The following is a 14826-nucleotide window of genomic DNA, read 5'->3' as shown; positions in this document are numbered from 1 at the left end:
ACGAGCCGCCGGCCGGGCGCCGGAACCGGGGGTTCGGTTCTCCCCCTCTCGTGAGGGCGGACACGGGGAGCGAGGCGGCCCGCGAGCTCATCGGCCCATAGGGTCGCCACGTTCCTCGTCGAGTCCGGTTGATGCACGAGTCTCTTGCGTGGAGTGTTGCGTTGAGCGCTCCGGAACGCGCGACGGACGACCGGCCGCCCCGTCAGGGTCTGTTGGCGCCCGGCGGGGCTTCCTGCTCGGCTGGCGCACGGCAGCCGACAGACCCCGTGCGTTCGCGAGTGCTCGGACGACAGCTCGTGGCGGAGTCGGACGGGCGGCGCGGGATTCATCACTTCGGGTGACCCTGGCTCGGTCGGCCGGGCTGCGCGGCAGTTCAGGGCATGCGGGGCCGTCCTGGAGGAGCGGGAAATCACCGTCACTTGCGGTATTTCGGGTCTGCGCCCGCACGTCGGCCGACACAATGCGTGCATGGTCAATGACTGGAAGCGACAACTCGACGCGCTCCACGCGGGGCTGGTCCGCCGTGACGACCCCGCGGCGTGGGTGACCGAGGCCGACGCGGTGGACGCGTCGCTGCGCTATCCGCACATCGCGCTGCGAGGGCCGGTCTTCGGGGTCGCCGTCCGGGATCCCGCGGCCGGGCCCGAGTGGCGGCTGCTGAAGCGGGTGTTGGACGGCATGCCCCAGCAGGCGCGGGACAGTCTGAACTCCTACCTGTGGTTCAAGGCGAAGGACGACACCGAGGACCCCGGGGCGCGGCGCGAGCTGCTGGCGGCGGTGTCGGTGCTCGAACGGGAGCCGGTCGACGAGCTGGAGGTCCTCGGCGTGCGCTACCGGGTGGCGCGCGGGGAGGAGTTCGCGCGCAGCGGGGACGACGGACTGGAGCCGCCGCGGCCCACCGACGTCGAGCCGGTCGGCGCGTCCTGGAGCGTGCGGCGCGACGTCCCGTCGCCGGACGAGGGCTTCGTCCTCGACGCCGGCCGGGAGGACGGCCTGATCGCGGGCGCCATGAAGCTGGCGCTGCGGGACTTCGCGTACACGGGGTCCCGGTTTCCCGCGAAGGTGCGCGCCGAATCCGTGCGGGCGACCAGGACCCACCCGCATGTCGTCCTGCTGCCGGTCGGTTTCAGTGTCGCCGAGCGCAATGAGCACGGCTGGCGGCCCCGGGGCACCCTCATGCCGACCCCGCACGACGCGCGACGCATGCTCTACGACGCGATGACCGAAATCTGGCCGCTCGTCCACGAGTTCAGCGAGGACGAGAAGGCCGCGTACGCGAAGGCGGCCAAGAGGTTCCGGGCCGCCGGCCGGGCCGACGAGGCGCGCGTGGGTGACACGCTGTACCGGATCTGCCGGATCGAGCGGATGGTCCGCCTCGGCCCCGACGGGCCGGAACCGCCCCGGCCCTCGGACCACGACGAGTACGGTCCGATGAAGATGCATCCGACCATGGACGCGGACGGCACGATCCACTACAGCTGAACTCTCCGGCGGGTTCCGCCCCGTCCGTTCCCGCTCCGTCCGTTCCCGTCCCGTCCGTTTCCGCCCCGGCCGGTGCCGTCCCGTCCGTTTCCGCCCCGCCCGGCCTGGCGTCGACCGACGCGCCTGGCCGGGATCAGGGTCTTGAGAACACGTCACACTTCACGTCGTTCAGTTCGCGGTCGTCGAGGCAGACCATGACCCGATCGGCCCCGCCTTCGATGTCCGCGGGGACGGTGAGGTCATAGGCGGCGGTGCGGGCGCACACGAAGCCGATGCCCTTGGAGCCCAGTCTGTTTCCTCCGGCGTCGTAGGTGTACACCCAGGTCGCCCGGCAGTCGTCCGAGCTCGGGGACGAGTGCTCCCCGGTCACGTTGACGGACCGGTCGTTCCAGGTCAGCACGCCCCTCGTGTACGTGGTCGCGTCGGAGACGTCGAACGGACTGGTGGGGGCGGCCGCGGCCGCCTGGGCGGCGACTCCTGGAAGGGCCAGGAGCATCCCCGTGGCCAGGGTGGTGACACCGAGACCCGTGGTGATCCGAGTGCGCATGCTCTCTCCCGCTGCGGTTGAGTGGAGCGACGAGTGGTGGGCGATTCAGTGTCGTGGGGCGGGAGTTACCGCGACCATGGCGTAACGCGCCATATGCGGCGCGGCCCAGGTCCGCTCGGCCGCACCCGCCGCGAGGGCGGACGCGGACTGTGAACCGCTCCGAGCCTCTTCGGCGTGCAGCCGGTCGCTTTTCGGCGTGGTGTGGCCGGACGGCGGTGTGGCCGGACGGCGGTGAGGTCGGACGGCGGTGAGGTCAGACGGCGGCGATGTCGATGGACTTCTCCTTGAATCCCTTGGCCATCAGGGACTTCATGACGCTCTTGCCGACGCGGTTGCCCAGCACCTTCTGCGTGGCGGTGCGCATGGCCTTGTCGCGGCGGCTCTGCGGGACGAACATCGTCAGGCCCTGCGTGCGGCCGGACTTCTGCTGGACGGCGATGAACGGGCGCAGCTTCTGGTCCCATTCGCGCAGGGCCCGGGCGGTGTTGCGGGGGTTGCGCTGGAGCAGGGTGCCGAGGAGGTCGGCGCCGGCGAGGGCGGTGGAGGCGCCCATGCCGGAATAGAGGGTCAGGCACCATGCGGCATCGCCGAGCAGGAGGATGCGGTCGGTGTGCCAGGTGTCCATCTCCACCTGGTGTACGGAGTCGAAGAGATGGTCGTCGGCCTTCTCGAACTGGTCGAGGAGGTGTGCCAGGACCGGCCCGGTGGGTTCGGGGCCGAAGGCGGCGCGCAGGGATTCGACGGGCGGGCGGCGGAACTGGGCGTCCTCGTCGTCGGTGCGGTAGTTGAACAGCACTCCGGGCTGGTGGTCGGTGAAGGGGAAGGTCCATACGGAGCGGCCGGGTTCGGCCAGGACGACGCCGTCCTGGGGCCGGTAGCCGGGTACGGGTTCCTTGATGACGGTGGCGGCGATGATGTGGTTCAGCGGCCGCATGAACTCGGTGTCGGGGCCGAAGGCGAGGCGGCGCACGGTGGAGCGCAGGCCGTCTGCGCCGACCACGAGGTCGAAGCGCTCCGTGGTCTCGGTGGTGTTCTCACCGGTGGTGGCACGCAGGGTGACGTCGACGCCGTCGGGGTGTTCGTCGATGGCGACCGGGGTGGTGCCGTAGCGGATCTCGGTGGCGGGGGCGACGGTCTCGTAGAGGGCGCCTTCGATGTCGCCGCGGAGTATCAGGCGGGGGCCGCCGGGGAGATCGCCGTAGCCCATGCCGGGGCGGCGGCGGCCGGTCCGCTCGATGTCGTACGTGATGCTGGTGGGGTCGGCCCGGTTGCCGATGGCGTCGAGGACACCCATGCGCTGCGCGGTGGCGCGGCCGGTCTCGAAGAGCCCGACGAAGTACCCGGCGGGGCGGCGTCCGGGGGCGCGTTCCACGAGTACGGGCTCCCAGCCGATCTCGTGCAGGCGCATCGCGGCGGCCAGTCCGCCGATGCCCATACCCACGATCAGGGCGCGCGGGGTGTTGTTCATGACGGTCCTGTCTCTCGGCGTTCGGAAGGGGTGGGTCACGTGCGGACAGTGGGTGCGGCGTCGGGGTCCTGCCGGGGCGCACCGCGGCGGCTGCCGGCCTGGTCGCCGGCCTGGCCCGCCTGCGGCGGGCTCGCTTCCTGGGGAAGGGCACTCACGGGCTTCTCCGAACACGGGACCACGAAATGGAGAGATGTTCTCCGTTTGCGGAATCCATCGTAGCACCGAAGTGGAGATGAGATCTCCACTTGCCTGGGTACAGTAGGAGCCATGAGCCGTCGGACCACCCCCGCCCCGCCCTCCGGGGACCGCCCCGCACGCCCGCTTCGGGCGGACGCGGAGCGCAACAGGCGGCGGATCATCGCCGCGGCCCAGGAGGTCTTCGCCGAGCGAGGCGTCGACGTCACTCTCGACGACATCGCCCGCCACGCGGGCGTCGGTGTCGGCACCGCCTACCGCCGTTTCGCGAGCCGAGACGAACTCGTCGACGCCGTCTTCGAAAACGCCGTGCAGCACCTGGCCGACTTGGCCGAACAGGCCTTGGCTCACGAAGACTCCTGGGAGGGCCTCGTCCAGCTCTTCCATCTGGCCGGCCAGCACTTCGCGGACAACCGCGGGCTGCGCCAAGTTCTGCTGGAGGGCGCGCGCGCCAAGGAGCGGGGCACTGCCATGCGGGAGCGTCTGACTCCCGCCGTCGGTGCCGTCATCGCCCGCGCCCAGCGGGCCGGCCGGCTGCGCGACGACATCGAACCGACCGACTTCCCCCTCATTCAGCTGATGCTCGGAGTGATCGTCGAGCAGAGCGGCGCCACCGCTCCCGACCTGTGGAAGCGCTACCTCACCCTCATCCTCGACGGCCTCCGCCACGACCGCGACCGCCCGACCGCGCTGCCCCACCCCGCCCTCGCCCAGGCCGAATTCGACCGGACCATGACGTGACCGCGCCCGTGGTGGGACGGGGTCCGCGAAGACTGGGCGGCATGCGAAGCGGCCTCGGAGCCCCGCGAAGGCGGGGGCCCGAGGCCGCTTTTGCCTCGTAGGCCTGCGAGAAAGCCCTCCCGAAGGAGGGCTTCGCATCGCGCGTAGACGCGCCCCCGGCAGGACTCGAACCTGCGGCCAAGCGCTTAGAAGGCGCCTGCTGTATCCAGCCAAGATCTGCTCTGACCTGCGCTTTGTCGAATACGTGATGGGTAGTCAGGCGCTTTGTGGGACGCATGTGGGATCTGGCCGTTCGAGTGTCCCTGTGGGATGGGAACGTCCACTATGGCCTTGGCCCGCGTCCTTACTCCACCTTCACACGCTCCCGGCCGCTCATGGAAACAATCCGGCACCCCCTCGGCGTTGGTGATCTTTGAGCCGAGGAGGGGAAAGGTGTCGGGCCTGAAGCTGTTCCGTACGGACACGACGAATAGTGGCATGACGGAGGTCATGCCACGTCTTGCTGAGATCGAAGCCGATGTACAGGGTCTCGTCGAGATGCACATGGAGACGCTGCTGGGCGTCCGGTTCCTGGCGAGCGAGTACAGCACCGGACCGGTGCACGGGGGCCGGATCGACTCGCTCGGGCTGGACGAGAACGGATCGCCGGTCATCGTCGAGTACAAGCGCGGCACGGATGCCGGCGTAATCAATCAGGGCCTGTTCTACCTGGCCTGGTTGATGGACCACCGCGCCGAGTTCGAGCACCTGGTCCGCGACCGGCTCGGGGTGACGGCCGCGGACCAGGTCTTGTGGAGCGGCCCACGCTTGATCTGTATCGCCGGCGACTTCACCCGCTATGACGTGCATGCTGTGCGCGAGCACCGGCGGTCGATCGACCTGGTCCGCTACCGACTCTTCGGCGACCTGCTTGGCCTTGAGACCGTGGCCTCAGTGAGCGGCGGCATGCACGTGGCCCGCCGGACACGGCGCCAGTCTGTTGCCCAGGCAACGGCCGACGTCCAGGGCGCGGCGATGGTTGGACTGGCGGGCGCGGTCGACGAGGTCCTGCTCGGGCTCGGGGACGGCGTGAACCGCGTGGAGCGCAAGACCTACCGGGCGTATCAGCGGCTGCGGAACTTCGCCTGCCTGTGCCCGCCGCAGCGGACCAAGCTGCTGGTCTACCTGAAGGTCGACCCGAAGGACGTAGACCTTGTTCCGGGCTTCACCCGGGACGTGTCCGGTCTCGGTCACCACGGGACGGGCGACCTGGAGGTCCAGCTCCGTACGCCGAGGGACGTGGAGCGGGCGCAGGGTCTGTTCCGGGCGAGCTACGCGGCGGCGTGAACGGCTGCCGCTGCACGGCACCTGGCGGGCTGCGCTTCGAGATGTCTCTGCGGTCGTGGGCGGGTCCTTTCGACGTCCGGGCAGGGGGTGGCGGTGGACTATCTATGGTCCGCGGTTGTCGCTGCTTTCTTGGCGTGTCTCACATTCCTCAACTCCCGTTGATCAGGCGTGGGGTTAGCAGTTGATGAGGGTCGCGTCGCGGACGTAGCGTCCCGCCGCGTGTTGGTGCACTTCTTCTCTGCCGCGGGCTGGCAGTCCTGGGGGCTCGACGGCGAGCCGTTGATCCCTGAGCGCATGCCGGTGCTGGTCGACGACGACTTTCTGTTCGAGGACGAGGTCGGTCCACGGGCGACGCGGGCGGTGGCCTCCTGGCTTCGTACGCTTCCGTCGAGCGGGGCGCCGTCCCCCGAATTCGTGGCGGCGTACGCGTTGGCGGCCCGGGACTGGCTGCTGCATCTGCGGCGGCACCGTGTCGCGCTGTTCGGTACGCGGCCGGAGCTGGTCGCCGCGCTTGCTACGTACGCGGACGGTCGGTTGTCGGGGCCGTTGGACGAGCGGGTGGAGTTCTCGTCATGGGAGTTGCAGGTTACGGCGCTGAGCCGGTTCTACGACTGGGCCGAGGGTGTGGGCCTGGCCACGGCGGTGCCGTTCACGGTCGCTACGGGCAAGCGGATGGTGCAGGGCCGTCTGGTGGAGGCCCGGTACAACCGGGCCCGGCTGCGGCGGCCGAAGCCGCACGTGAAGGTGCAGCACCTGGGGTCGGATTTCGCCGATCTGTTCCGCTACGGCCTGGCTGGGCTGGGCCCGGACGGGCTGGAGGATGCGACGTTCCGCGGCCGGTGACCGGGCCGGAACGCAGCGATGGGTGGCCTGGTGCTGGGCACCGGGATGCGGAGCCGGGAGTTCACCCACCTGCTGGTTCATGAGGTTCCGCCGCTGCCCGCTGAGCCGACCGAGGTGCCGATCCCGTGGGTAGTCCCGGAGCTGGCGGCCAAGGGGCGGAAGTTCCACACGACGTGGATCGACTACTCCTCGCTGGCGGCGGTGCACTCATCCGCCCGACCCCCGCGAGGCCCGCATCACACGGCTGCGGAGTCTCAACCACCGGCTCACCAGCAAACTCGCCCACACGAGCACCGAGTTCACCCACCTCAAGGAACGACACCGGGTGCTGTTGTCCGTCCTAGCGGCCAAGGACGACGAACTCGAACGTCTCCGCCGCGAGCTGAGTACGTTAGCCGGTACGCACCCCGCCCCGGCTCGCAACCACGAGCAGGGGGACAACGACACGCGCGTCTTCCCCCTGCACCGCCGCTGATGTCACACCGCGGTGATCAGTAGAGCCGAGACCAGCAAGGCAGTCTGATGAAGAGCCCTGATCGGCGATGCATGCCGTCGGTAGGCGACTCTGCTGGGGGCCTTGGTTCGGCCGGGTTAAGTTCCCGATCTCGGACACCGGCTGTGCTCAGACGAGGCTCCTGCAGTCATCGTCACAGTGGCAACTCGCATCCCAGCGCGTCGGTGACGAGCAACCGACCCAAGCAGAGTGAGACGCTACCGCTTTGCGTCGCCCAGCTTCGCGCCGTGTAGCTTCGCACTGCGCAGGTCCGCGCCGCGCAGGTCCGCGCCGGTAAGGTTCGCGCCGCCCAGATCCGTGCTGGCCAGATTCGCGAGGGACAGGTCCGCGCGGGCCAGGTTCGCGCTGCGCAGGTCTGCAGGGGACACGTCCGCAAAGTACAGGCTCGCGCCGCGCAGGTCCGCGCGGAACAGGAGCGCGCCTCCCAGATCCGCGCTGGCCAAGCTCGCGCCACCAAAGTTCGCGCGATTCAGGAACGCCAGGCTGAGGTCCGTATCGCGCAAGTTCGCGCCGTGCAGGTTCGCGCTGGGCAGGTATGCGCCGCGCAGGTACGCGCCGTGCAGGTCTATAACGGCGTTGCCGTCGAAGTGCGGGTTTCGGTAGCCGAGTGCGGTGAGGGCCGCCTGGATGTCACTGGGCAGGTCCCAGCCATCGGAGATGACCGTGTCTCGTTTCGGTTCCTTGGCGTGGTTGCGGATATAGGCGGACAGGACGTTGATGATGGAGGGCTGGTCGCGAGGGGAGTCCTCCATGATGCGCTGCAGGGCGTAGATGCCATTCAGGCGAATCTCCTGGGAGTCCTCGCCGATGTCCTCGACGGCGGCGTTGTAGCGGTCGGTGACCTGCCCCTCGCGGGTGAGGGCGTGCTCGCTGTTGACCTGCTGGATCGACAGCCAGGTGAAGACGATCACGACGAGGGTGCCCAGGGCGGCCGCAGTGTTCACGAGCTGCTGAATGCGCGTCCACCAGTCCGTCGGTGAGGCAGCAGACGGCTGCCGGGCTGCAGGGGACATAGGAGCGAGGGGGCGGCGACGTCGGCCCGGCGGGCGGGGGCCGATCGGAGCGGCGAGGCGGCGGGGCGCGGGCCGGGTGCGGCGACGGGCGGCACGCTTCAGACGGGCGGCTCGACCAGTTCGGCGGGGCGGGATGGTAGCCATGAAGACGTTGATACGGGCTACAGGCAGCCAGGCGCGCTCAATGTTGCGAAGCTGTAGCAGTGCGTGAGCGACAGGTTCGTCCAACTTCCACCGGAAGGCGCGAACTTCGGCGCGGAACGTCGACGCTCGACGACCGCGACACAGCTGCTCGGCCCGCGGTTGGTCTCGGACACCACCTTCCGGCTGGGGACCGAGACACCAGGGAAGGTGGACACAGCCTTCGCCGCGATAACCCAGTGATCGCCGGTTTGGCCAACCGGCGATCCCGCGCTATGTTGCACCGCTCGTGCGGGCCGGTGATCAGCGTGAGCGGCTGGCGGGACGGTCGGCGGCTGTCGGAGCCGCTGGCGCACTGGAGGTGAGGCGGACTCCGTGCTCGCGGCCCGGCTGGACCTGGCGTGTGCCGGTCTCCTGGGCGAGGGTTTCTGCGAGACCCGCCAGTAGCGAACTCGGGTTGTGCGGGGACGCGGTGATGGCCCAGGTGGGCCGGTCCGGATTGGCGCGGGCCCAGATGGTCCAGGTGGCAGGGTTCTGGGGGTGCTGCGCGCTCAGTGGGGCGAACTGGACGCCTGCTTCCCCGTCGGGGGACGTCCAGCGGATCCCGTGCCCGGTCAAGGGGTGCTTCCACCCGGCGTCCGTGAGCGGCTGAGTGGCTGTGGTGACCGTCTTCTCGTCCACCGAGGCGCCGGTGATCGTGTCCGGGCCATCGCCGTCGGCAAGGTGTATCAGGAGGTCCTGCAGCACAGGGGCGGGGGTGTCTCTGGTCGCGGTGAGGTGCCACATGCGGTCGGAGACGGGTGTCTCGTAGGCGGCCACGGTCCAGGCGGTCTCGCGGGCCTGGGTTTCGTGGACGCGCTCGATGCGCAGGGTCTGCGACTCGTGGATGGCGTGGGTCGTTTCATCCGACCAGGTGCGCCACTTCTCGAACTCGCCGTGCGCGTTGAGGAAGCTGTCGAGGAGCGCGTCGTGGTCGCCGGCATCGGCCAGGTAGACGGGTACAGCCTCCGGCTCCGGGCGGGACGGTCCGGACTGGGCTGTGGTGACGTCGAAGACGGAACGCGCTGCGATGGCGGCGCGTTCGGTGTCGGTCAAGGGCGCCGGGCCGGGGCGCATCTCGGCCGCGTGGACCTTCTCGAAGGCCGCCAGTGCCTGCGCGGGTGAGTCAAACGTATCGGCGATCTGACGCAGGTGGTCCTCGCCGTGCAGGTAGACGGACTTGCCGCCCCGGTGGAGGTAGGTGCCGACCGCGACGGTGGTGTGGCCGTCGTGGGCGTGGGCGTGGATGAGGAGCTGGCCGTGGAGGATGTCGTCGTGGATCTTCTGCGCCTGGTTGGAGATCTCGCGGATTTCGCTGCGGGTGCACCAGGGCATCGGGTAGTTCGGCCAGGTCCATTGCTCGTCGATGGCCTCCTGGAGGCGTGGGGTGATCTCGACGGTGATGCCTTCGGCGGTCAGGTGCTTGGCTGCGTCGGCGGCCCAGTAGGGCTCCTCGTGATCGATGCGGGCCAGGACCAGGACGTTGGTGGCGGCGATATTCCAGTCGGCGGCCTCCAGAGCCATGGAGGCGACGCGGGCCTGGGTGCCGGTCAGGACGGCCTGCACGGCGCTCGGGTGAGTGGGGTGGGTGTCGAGGCGGACGTGGGCGTCGATGGCGGGAGTCACGTGGGGGTCTCATCTGTTCTGCCGGTGGTCGGGCCTTCGGGTCTGGCCACCGGCGTACTCGGGAGTTATCGGGTTGCTCGTGTGGGCCGGGTGGCGTGTGCGGCCGTGGTGGTCGGCGGGCTGGCGCGGGTGGTGGGCGCCGCTCGTCGCTGCTGTAGCGGGGTGGTTCCGGTGGCGTGCTGCCAGCGGGTGCGGACGGCGGCGATGTCGGCGAGGGCGCGGGCGCCGACGACGAGCTGGAAGGGGGTGTTCGCCGGGTCGCCGGCGTATGCCTCGATGCGCCGGCCGGTGTGCTCGGCCGTCGCCAGGAGGGAGCGCTGCAACGCCCGCGCACTCCAGTGCTCGACGGAACCGGCGGGCTTCGCCAGCATGCGCAGGACCTCGCCCGGTTCACTTCCGGCGTCCAGTAGGCCGCGCTGCTGTGCTTCCCACAGGACGGTGACGGGGGCGACGGGCTCGTTGCGGCGGGTCAGGGTGGTCAGGCACTGCCATAGGCCGGCGTGCAGGGGCAGGGTGAGGTCGTCGGGGAGTAGCCACCGGACGGCGTCGATGTCGGCGGGGTGGGCCGTGGCGGTGGCGAGGAGGATCTGCTCCTCTTCGATGGCCTCGGCGGGGTCGGGTGCGGCGGGCGACGGTGGTGCTTTGGTGCGGGGTAGCACGCCTGCGCGGGGCGGGAAGCGGTGGGCGATGTCGTTCACGACCACGGTGAGCGCGTCGGCCTCGGTGAGCATCGTCTGGACGGGGTGCGGGAGGGTGACGTCGTGGACGGTGTGGATGAGGCGTTCGGCGGCCGTCTGCAGGCGGTGGCGGGCGTGTTCGGCCTCGACCATCCGGGCGTAGGCGGGGGCATGGCTGGGCCAGGGGCAGACCTGGATGAGGGTGTGCAGGTAGGAGGCGGTCAGCTCGCGCGCCTGCTCCCGGGCTGTGGCGAGTACGCGGTCGAGCCACTTGGTGTTCTTCGCGTGCTCGGCGGGGTCGGGGCGCGGCAGGGTGGTGATCGCGGCGTACAGGGCGGCGTGCGCGGCGGTGGAGAAGGAGTCGGCGGCGATGCCGATCACGTCGTCCGCTCGGTGCGGGTCGAGGAGGAGGGCACCGAGGAGGGCCTGCTCGACGTGGAACATGGGTTGGGGCGGAGCGATGACGTCGAAGTCGTCTTCGCCGGGTTCGGGGGCGTGGGGCATCAGGCGGCGAGGCTGAAGTCGTCGGGGTCGAGAGTGACGCCGAGGTGCGGGGCGAGGAGGTGGCCGGCGAGCAACGGGGGTACGGCGTTGCCGATCTGGGAGAACTGCTGGCCCTTGTTGCCGGCCCAGGGTTATCTCTAGGCCGAAGTCGGGGACTGGTACGTGGGTTTGGGCCGTAGCCCTCAGGTGTGCCTCGTTGGTATCCACTAGCTCCTTGCTGCGTTGGGTACATGTGTTTTACAGAGCGGAGAGGGAGATTTCTCCTGCGGACGGCAGCGTCCAGGGGGTGATCGTCGACGAGAGGTACACCATCCACACCGAGGGCTCGGTCTACCTTGCCGGGCTGCGAGCGGCGGACCGGTCGCCGAACACCGAGCGCGTCTACGCCAGCCGCGTCGCGCTCTACCAGACGTACTGCAGGACGGTCGGCCTCGACTGGTGCCGACCGACGTTCCTGGAGCTGGCGCGCTTCGCCCAGTGGCTGATCACCGAACCGCTGCCGCCGCGCGGGCCACGGTCCACCGTCGTGCGGTTCCGGACCAAGAAGTCCGCGAACGCCGTGCTGACCACGGTGTTCGAGTTCCTGCGGTTCGGCACCGCGCACGGTTGGGTGCCAGCCGAAGTGGTCGATCGACTCTCTGCTCAGAAGTACCTTTCCTTCCTGCCGCCGGGCTACGACGCGGGTGAGGATGCCCAGTACCGCACGGTCAACGGCCGGACGATCAAGTTCGTGGTGGCTGACGACGGCATCGAATGGCTGGCCGACGCGCAGATCGAGGGATTGCTGGAGCTCACACCGCGGGCCCGTGACCGCTTCCTGGTGGCTCTGCTGCGGTGCACCGGGATCCGTATCGGTGAGGGCCTGGGGCTGCGCCGGGAGGACATGCACTTTCTGACCCGGTCGGAGATCTTCGGCTGCCAGGTCACCGGCCCGCACGTGCATGTCCGGCGGCGGCTGAATCCCAACGGGGCCTTGGCGAAGTCTGCGTACTCCCGATGGATCCCGGTCGCTGAACAGGTGGTCGGCCTCTACGCGGAGCAGCCCGGAGGTCGAGGTCTGGGCCCGCACCTGGCCAGTACCGCTCACCGACACCCTGCAGGCTTGCGTGATCGACCGGTGCGAGCAAGAGCGGTCGGGACTGAAGACGCTGTGCTCGTACCACGTCGCCAAGCACCGGCGAGACGCATCGGACGAGCCCGTCGAGGCGTGGGCTCTGCGGCAGACGCCGTTCCTGCGTGCCCACCAGTTCTCGCTGATCCCATTCCAGCCGGTGATGCGCTGGGAGATGCTCTATGCCCTTCAGCAGCGCGATGCCCGCGGCGGAAAGATCGACCCGACTCTGGTCCGGATGCTCGCCGGCCTGTTGGGTGACCGGCCGCGTCTGCTGGGCGCTGACCGCAGCGAGCTCATGGCGCTTGCGCACACGAAGACCTGCACCGGCGCTTCGGCACACATCAACGAGATCTACCGAGCGGTGCACGTCGGCCACGAAGAGATGTGCGGCATCAAGCCCACGGACAAGCTGGTCTGGCACCTGCCCTCCATCAAGGCACCCTCCCGGAAGTCCAAAACCGGGCGGGCCCGGTCCACGCACGGCGAGCTGGGCTTCACCGCCATCACCCAGCCATGGCTGCGGGGTCTCACCCTGGAATGGGCCCGCCACATCGACCCCTCGCTGGAGGTCCTGCGCGACACCTTCAGGGTCTCCGTGCTCGTCTCCGGCGCCTTGAACCAGCGGCCTGGCGGCGCCATGGACCCGGCCCGGCTCACCGCCGCCGACATGGACGCCGCGGTGGACGCCATTCGTAGTGCCCGTCGCAAGGACGGCGAACTCTTCACGCGCAACAGTGCTCGCAGCATGGCGCACAAGTTGTTCAGCCTGCTCGACTTCGGCCGCCGGACGGGCTTGATGGCCGATGCCCCTACCGCCTTCGCCCGCCACCACCGGCGGCACAGCATCGGACACGACGACGAGGACGAGAACGGCAAGGCAATCCCGGAGCCGGTTATTGCCCAGCTCGACACCCACCTGGAGACGCTCGGCGTCGGCATCCCTTACGGGCACCTCACCGACGACGAAGTCCGGCACATGCTCCGCACTGCCTATGTGCTGCTGCGCGACACCGGCAGGCGCCCACGCGAGATCTGCAGCCTGCGTTCCAACTGCCTGGAGCACTCCGGTGACGACTACGAGCTGATCTGGGACAACTACAAGAGCAAGCGCCACCGGCGCCGCCTACCGATCACCAGGGAGACCGCCCAAGCCGTACAGGAATGGTTGCCGGTTCGCAGCCGGCTGCGGACGCCGCCGGTCAGCGAGGGCCATCTTTTCCCGACGATCACCGGGGATCACATCGATCCCTACCTCACCCCCGGTTACCCGTCCAGGTATCTGCGGCGCTGGGTGGACGCCATTCCGAAGCTCGACTCCAACACCACCGGCCCGGACGGCAGTCCGCTGCCTTTCGACCGGACGCTCATCTACCCCTACGCGTTCCGGCACTCCTATGCCCAACGTCACGCTGACGCCGGCGTCCCGATCGACGTGCTGAGAGAGCTCATGGACCACCGGCAAATCAGCACGACCATGGGCTACTACAAGGTCTCGTTGAAGCGGAAACGCGCCGCGGTTTCCACGATGCGCCTGCACGTCATCGACCGCGCAGGCAACCCCGCCCCTATGAGCTCCAACACTGGATACGAGGCCCGCTCCGTCGCGGTCCCGTTCGGCAACTGCATCGAGCCGTCGAACGTCAAGGCTGGCGGAAGCGCCTGCCCGATCCGCTTCCAGTGCTCTGGCTGCGGCTTCTATCGCCCGGACCCGTCCTACCTCCCTGCGATCGAGGAACACATCAACTCCCTTCGCGCCGACCGCGAGATCGCCCGGGCGATGGATGTCGACAGCTTCGTCATCCGCAACCTCACCGAGCAGATCGCCGCATTCCAGCAGGTCATCGCCACCATGCAGAACGAACTGGCCAGCCTGCCCGACGACGAACGTTCCGAGATCGAGGAAGCCAGCGCGGTCCTGCGGAAAGCCCGTGCAACCCACGGCCGCACGACGTTGCCCCTGACCGTCGTCAACCGGAGGCCAGCGTGAGCCCTCACCCCACGGCTTCGTCCACCAGCGGTTCGGCCAGCCGAACACCGACCCAGGTCCTGCGCGAGGCCCGCCGTCGCGACAGCCGCACGAAACGCGCTCGCGTCTTGGAGACCGTCCAAGAGATGGCGAGCAACGGTGACCCCATCACCTTCGCCGCCGTGGCTCGCGCCGCCAACGTCTCAACGTGGCTCACCTACGCCGACGGAGTGCGCGAACACATCGCGTCCGCCATCCACCAGCAGCGGTCCACGCGACCGCAGTCGGCCACGATGGCTCAGGTCAGCCCTGCGGGCCTTCGCGCCGACCTTGCACTCGCCCGCGAGGAGATCCGCCGACTCCGCGACGAGCGCGACCAGCTGCAGCAAACCGTCCGCCGCCACCTCGGCCAACAACTCGACCAACTCGGCACGCGGGACCTTGCCACCCGCGTCCAGGAGTTCACCGAGGCCAACACCCGCCTCCAAGCGAACCTGCACGAAGTGACTGTCGCGAAGTCCGGCCTCGAGCGCCATGTCACCGATCTGGAGCACGAGCTCGGTGCGGTACGGACCAGCCTCCGCCGAATGATCAAGGCCCAGAGCAACGGAGAAGCGTCGCCAACCTGAC

13 protein-coding genes and 1 pseudogene are annotated in these 14826 nt (G+C 69.3%); 8 read left to right on the top strand and 6 right to left on the bottom strand.

The window, feature by feature from the left end; translation table 11 throughout:
• Positions 1–468 precede the first annotated feature (468 nt).
• Entirely contained in the window at positions 469–1482 is a 1014-nt protein-coding gene (locus IG02_RS0117595) for a DUF5954 family protein (protein ID WP_030748331.1), read from the top strand.
• Between the two features lie 133 nt (positions 1483–1615).
• Here the strand turns inward: IG02_RS0117595 and IG02_RS41615 are convergent, their stop codons facing one another.
• Positions 1616–2029 carry a hypothetical protein gene (locus IG02_RS41615; protein ID WP_030748329.1) on the bottom strand — a complete coding sequence of 138 codons (414 nt, stop codon included), beginning with the start codon at positions 2027–2029 and terminating at the stop codon, positions 1616–1618.
• A gap of 253 nt (positions 2030–2282) precedes the next feature.
• Positions 2283–3497 (bottom strand): FAD-dependent monooxygenase, encoded by a 1215-nt coding sequence (locus IG02_RS0117585; protein WP_030748327.1) that lies wholly within the window; start codon positions 3495–3497, stop codon positions 2283–2285.
• A 267-nt stretch (positions 3498–3764) separates the two neighbouring features.
• Between IG02_RS0117585 and IG02_RS0117580 the strand changes: the two genes are divergently transcribed.
• From IG02_RS0117580 to IG02_RS41610, 4 genes are all read left to right on the top strand, one after another.
• Positions 3765–4433 carry a TetR/AcrR family transcriptional regulator gene (locus tag IG02_RS0117580; RefSeq protein ID WP_030748324.1) on the top strand — a complete coding sequence of 223 codons (669 nt, stop codon included), beginning with the start codon at positions 3765–3767 and terminating at the stop codon, positions 4431–4433.
• 432 nt (positions 4434–4865) lie between these two features.
• A complete protein-coding gene (locus IG02_RS0117570) occupies positions 4866–5759 on the top strand; it encodes a DUF5655 domain-containing protein (protein WP_030748321.1) in 894 nt (297 codons plus the stop codon).
• 225 nt (positions 5760–5984) lie between these two features.
• Complete coding sequence (locus IG02_RS36545; RefSeq protein ID WP_158712327.1) at positions 5985–6602, top strand: hypothetical protein; 618 nt, start codon at positions 5985–5987, stop codon at positions 6600–6602.
• Positions 6603–6927: 325 nt separating this feature from the next.
• Positions 6928–7077 carry a hypothetical protein gene (locus tag IG02_RS41610; RefSeq protein WP_158712326.1) on the top strand — a complete coding sequence of 50 codons (150 nt, stop codon included), beginning with the start codon at positions 6928–6930 and terminating at the stop codon, positions 7075–7077.
• Between the two features lie 236 nt (positions 7078–7313).
• On the opposite strand, the gene IG02_RS0117560 is transcribed toward IG02_RS41610, so the two are convergent.
• The 4 genes and pseudogenes from IG02_RS0117560 to IG02_RS42880 all read right to left on the bottom strand — a co-directional run.
• Positions 7314–8060 (bottom strand): pentapeptide repeat-containing protein, encoded by a 747-nt coding sequence (locus tag IG02_RS0117560; protein WP_051765198.1) that lies wholly within the window; start codon positions 8058–8060, stop codon positions 7314–7316.
• A 513-nt stretch (positions 8061–8573) separates the two neighbouring features.
• Positions 8574–9935, bottom strand: coding sequence for a DUF317 domain-containing protein (locus tag IG02_RS0117555; protein ID WP_030748315.1), 1362 nt, complete (start codon positions 9933–9935; stop codon positions 8574–8576).
• Between the two features lie 65 nt (positions 9936–10000).
• Positions 10001–11116 (bottom strand): DnaB-like helicase N-terminal domain-containing protein, encoded by a 1116-nt coding sequence (locus tag IG02_RS0117550; RefSeq protein ID WP_030748312.1) that lies wholly within the window; start codon positions 11114–11116, stop codon positions 10001–10003.
• A pseudogene (locus IG02_RS42880) lies at positions 11116–11247 on the bottom strand (DNA cytosine methyltransferase); the annotation flags it as partial. The pseudogene IG02_RS42880 and the gene IG02_RS0117550, both read right to left, overlap by 1 nt.
• A gap of 155 nt (positions 11248–11402) precedes the next feature.
• Between IG02_RS42880 and IG02_RS40680 the strand changes: the two are divergent.
• The 3 genes from IG02_RS40680 to IG02_RS0117535 are packed head-to-tail and all read left to right on the top strand — an operon-like array spanning position 11403 to position 14825.
• Positions 11403–12488, top strand: coding sequence for a tyrosine-type recombinase/integrase (locus IG02_RS40680; RefSeq protein ID WP_107055623.1), 1086 nt, complete (start codon positions 11403–11405; stop codon positions 12486–12488).
• The gene (locus tag IG02_RS0117540) at positions 12391–14217 is read left to right on the top strand and encodes a tyrosine-type recombinase/integrase (protein ID WP_107055622.1); all 1827 of its coding nucleotides are present in this window, start codon (positions 12391–12393) and stop codon (positions 14215–14217) included. Before IG02_RS40680 ends, IG02_RS0117540 begins: the two co-directional genes overlap by 98 nt.
• Positions 14214–14825: a DUF6262 family protein gene (locus IG02_RS0117535; protein ID WP_234314789.1), complete on the top strand. Its 612-nt coding sequence runs from the start codon at positions 14214–14216 to the stop codon at positions 14823–14825. Before IG02_RS0117540 ends, IG02_RS0117535 begins: the two co-directional genes overlap by 4 nt.
• Position 14826: the final 1 nt, after the last annotated feature.

The sequence above is a fragment of the Streptomyces sp. NRRL F-5135 genome, assembly GCF_000719775.1.
In the GTDB taxonomy this organism is placed as follows: domain Bacteria; phylum Actinomycetota; class Actinomycetes; order Streptomycetales; family Streptomycetaceae; genus Streptomyces; species Streptomyces hebeiensis.
This window is presented reverse-complemented; position numbering and strand designations above follow the sequence as displayed.

What these genes read in the sequence shown, in the direction of transcription:
- IG02_RS41615 (WP_030748329.1), bottom strand. Translation starts at nt 2,029, where the DNA reads ATGCGCACTCGGATCACCACGGGTCTCGGTGTCACCACCCTGGCCACG.
- IG02_RS0117580 (WP_030748324.1), top strand. Translation starts at nt 3,765, where the DNA reads ATGAGCCGTCGGACCACCCCCGCCCCGCCCTCCGGGGACCGCCCCGCA.
- IG02_RS0117585 (WP_030748327.1), bottom strand. Translation starts at nt 3,497, where the DNA reads ATGAACAACACCCCGCGCGCCCTGATCGTGGGTATGGGCATCGGCGGA.
- IG02_RS0117550 (WP_030748312.1), bottom strand. Translation starts at nt 11,116, where the DNA reads ATGCCCCACGCCCCCGAACCCGGCGAAGACGACTTCGACGTCATCGCT.
- IG02_RS0117540 (WP_107055622.1), top strand. Translation starts at nt 12,391, where the DNA reads ATGCGCTGGGAGATGCTCTATGCCCTTCAGCAGCGCGATGCCCGCGGC.
- IG02_RS0117595 (WP_030748331.1), top strand. Translation starts at nt 469, where the DNA reads ATGGTCAATGACTGGAAGCGACAACTCGACGCGCTCCACGCGGGGCTG.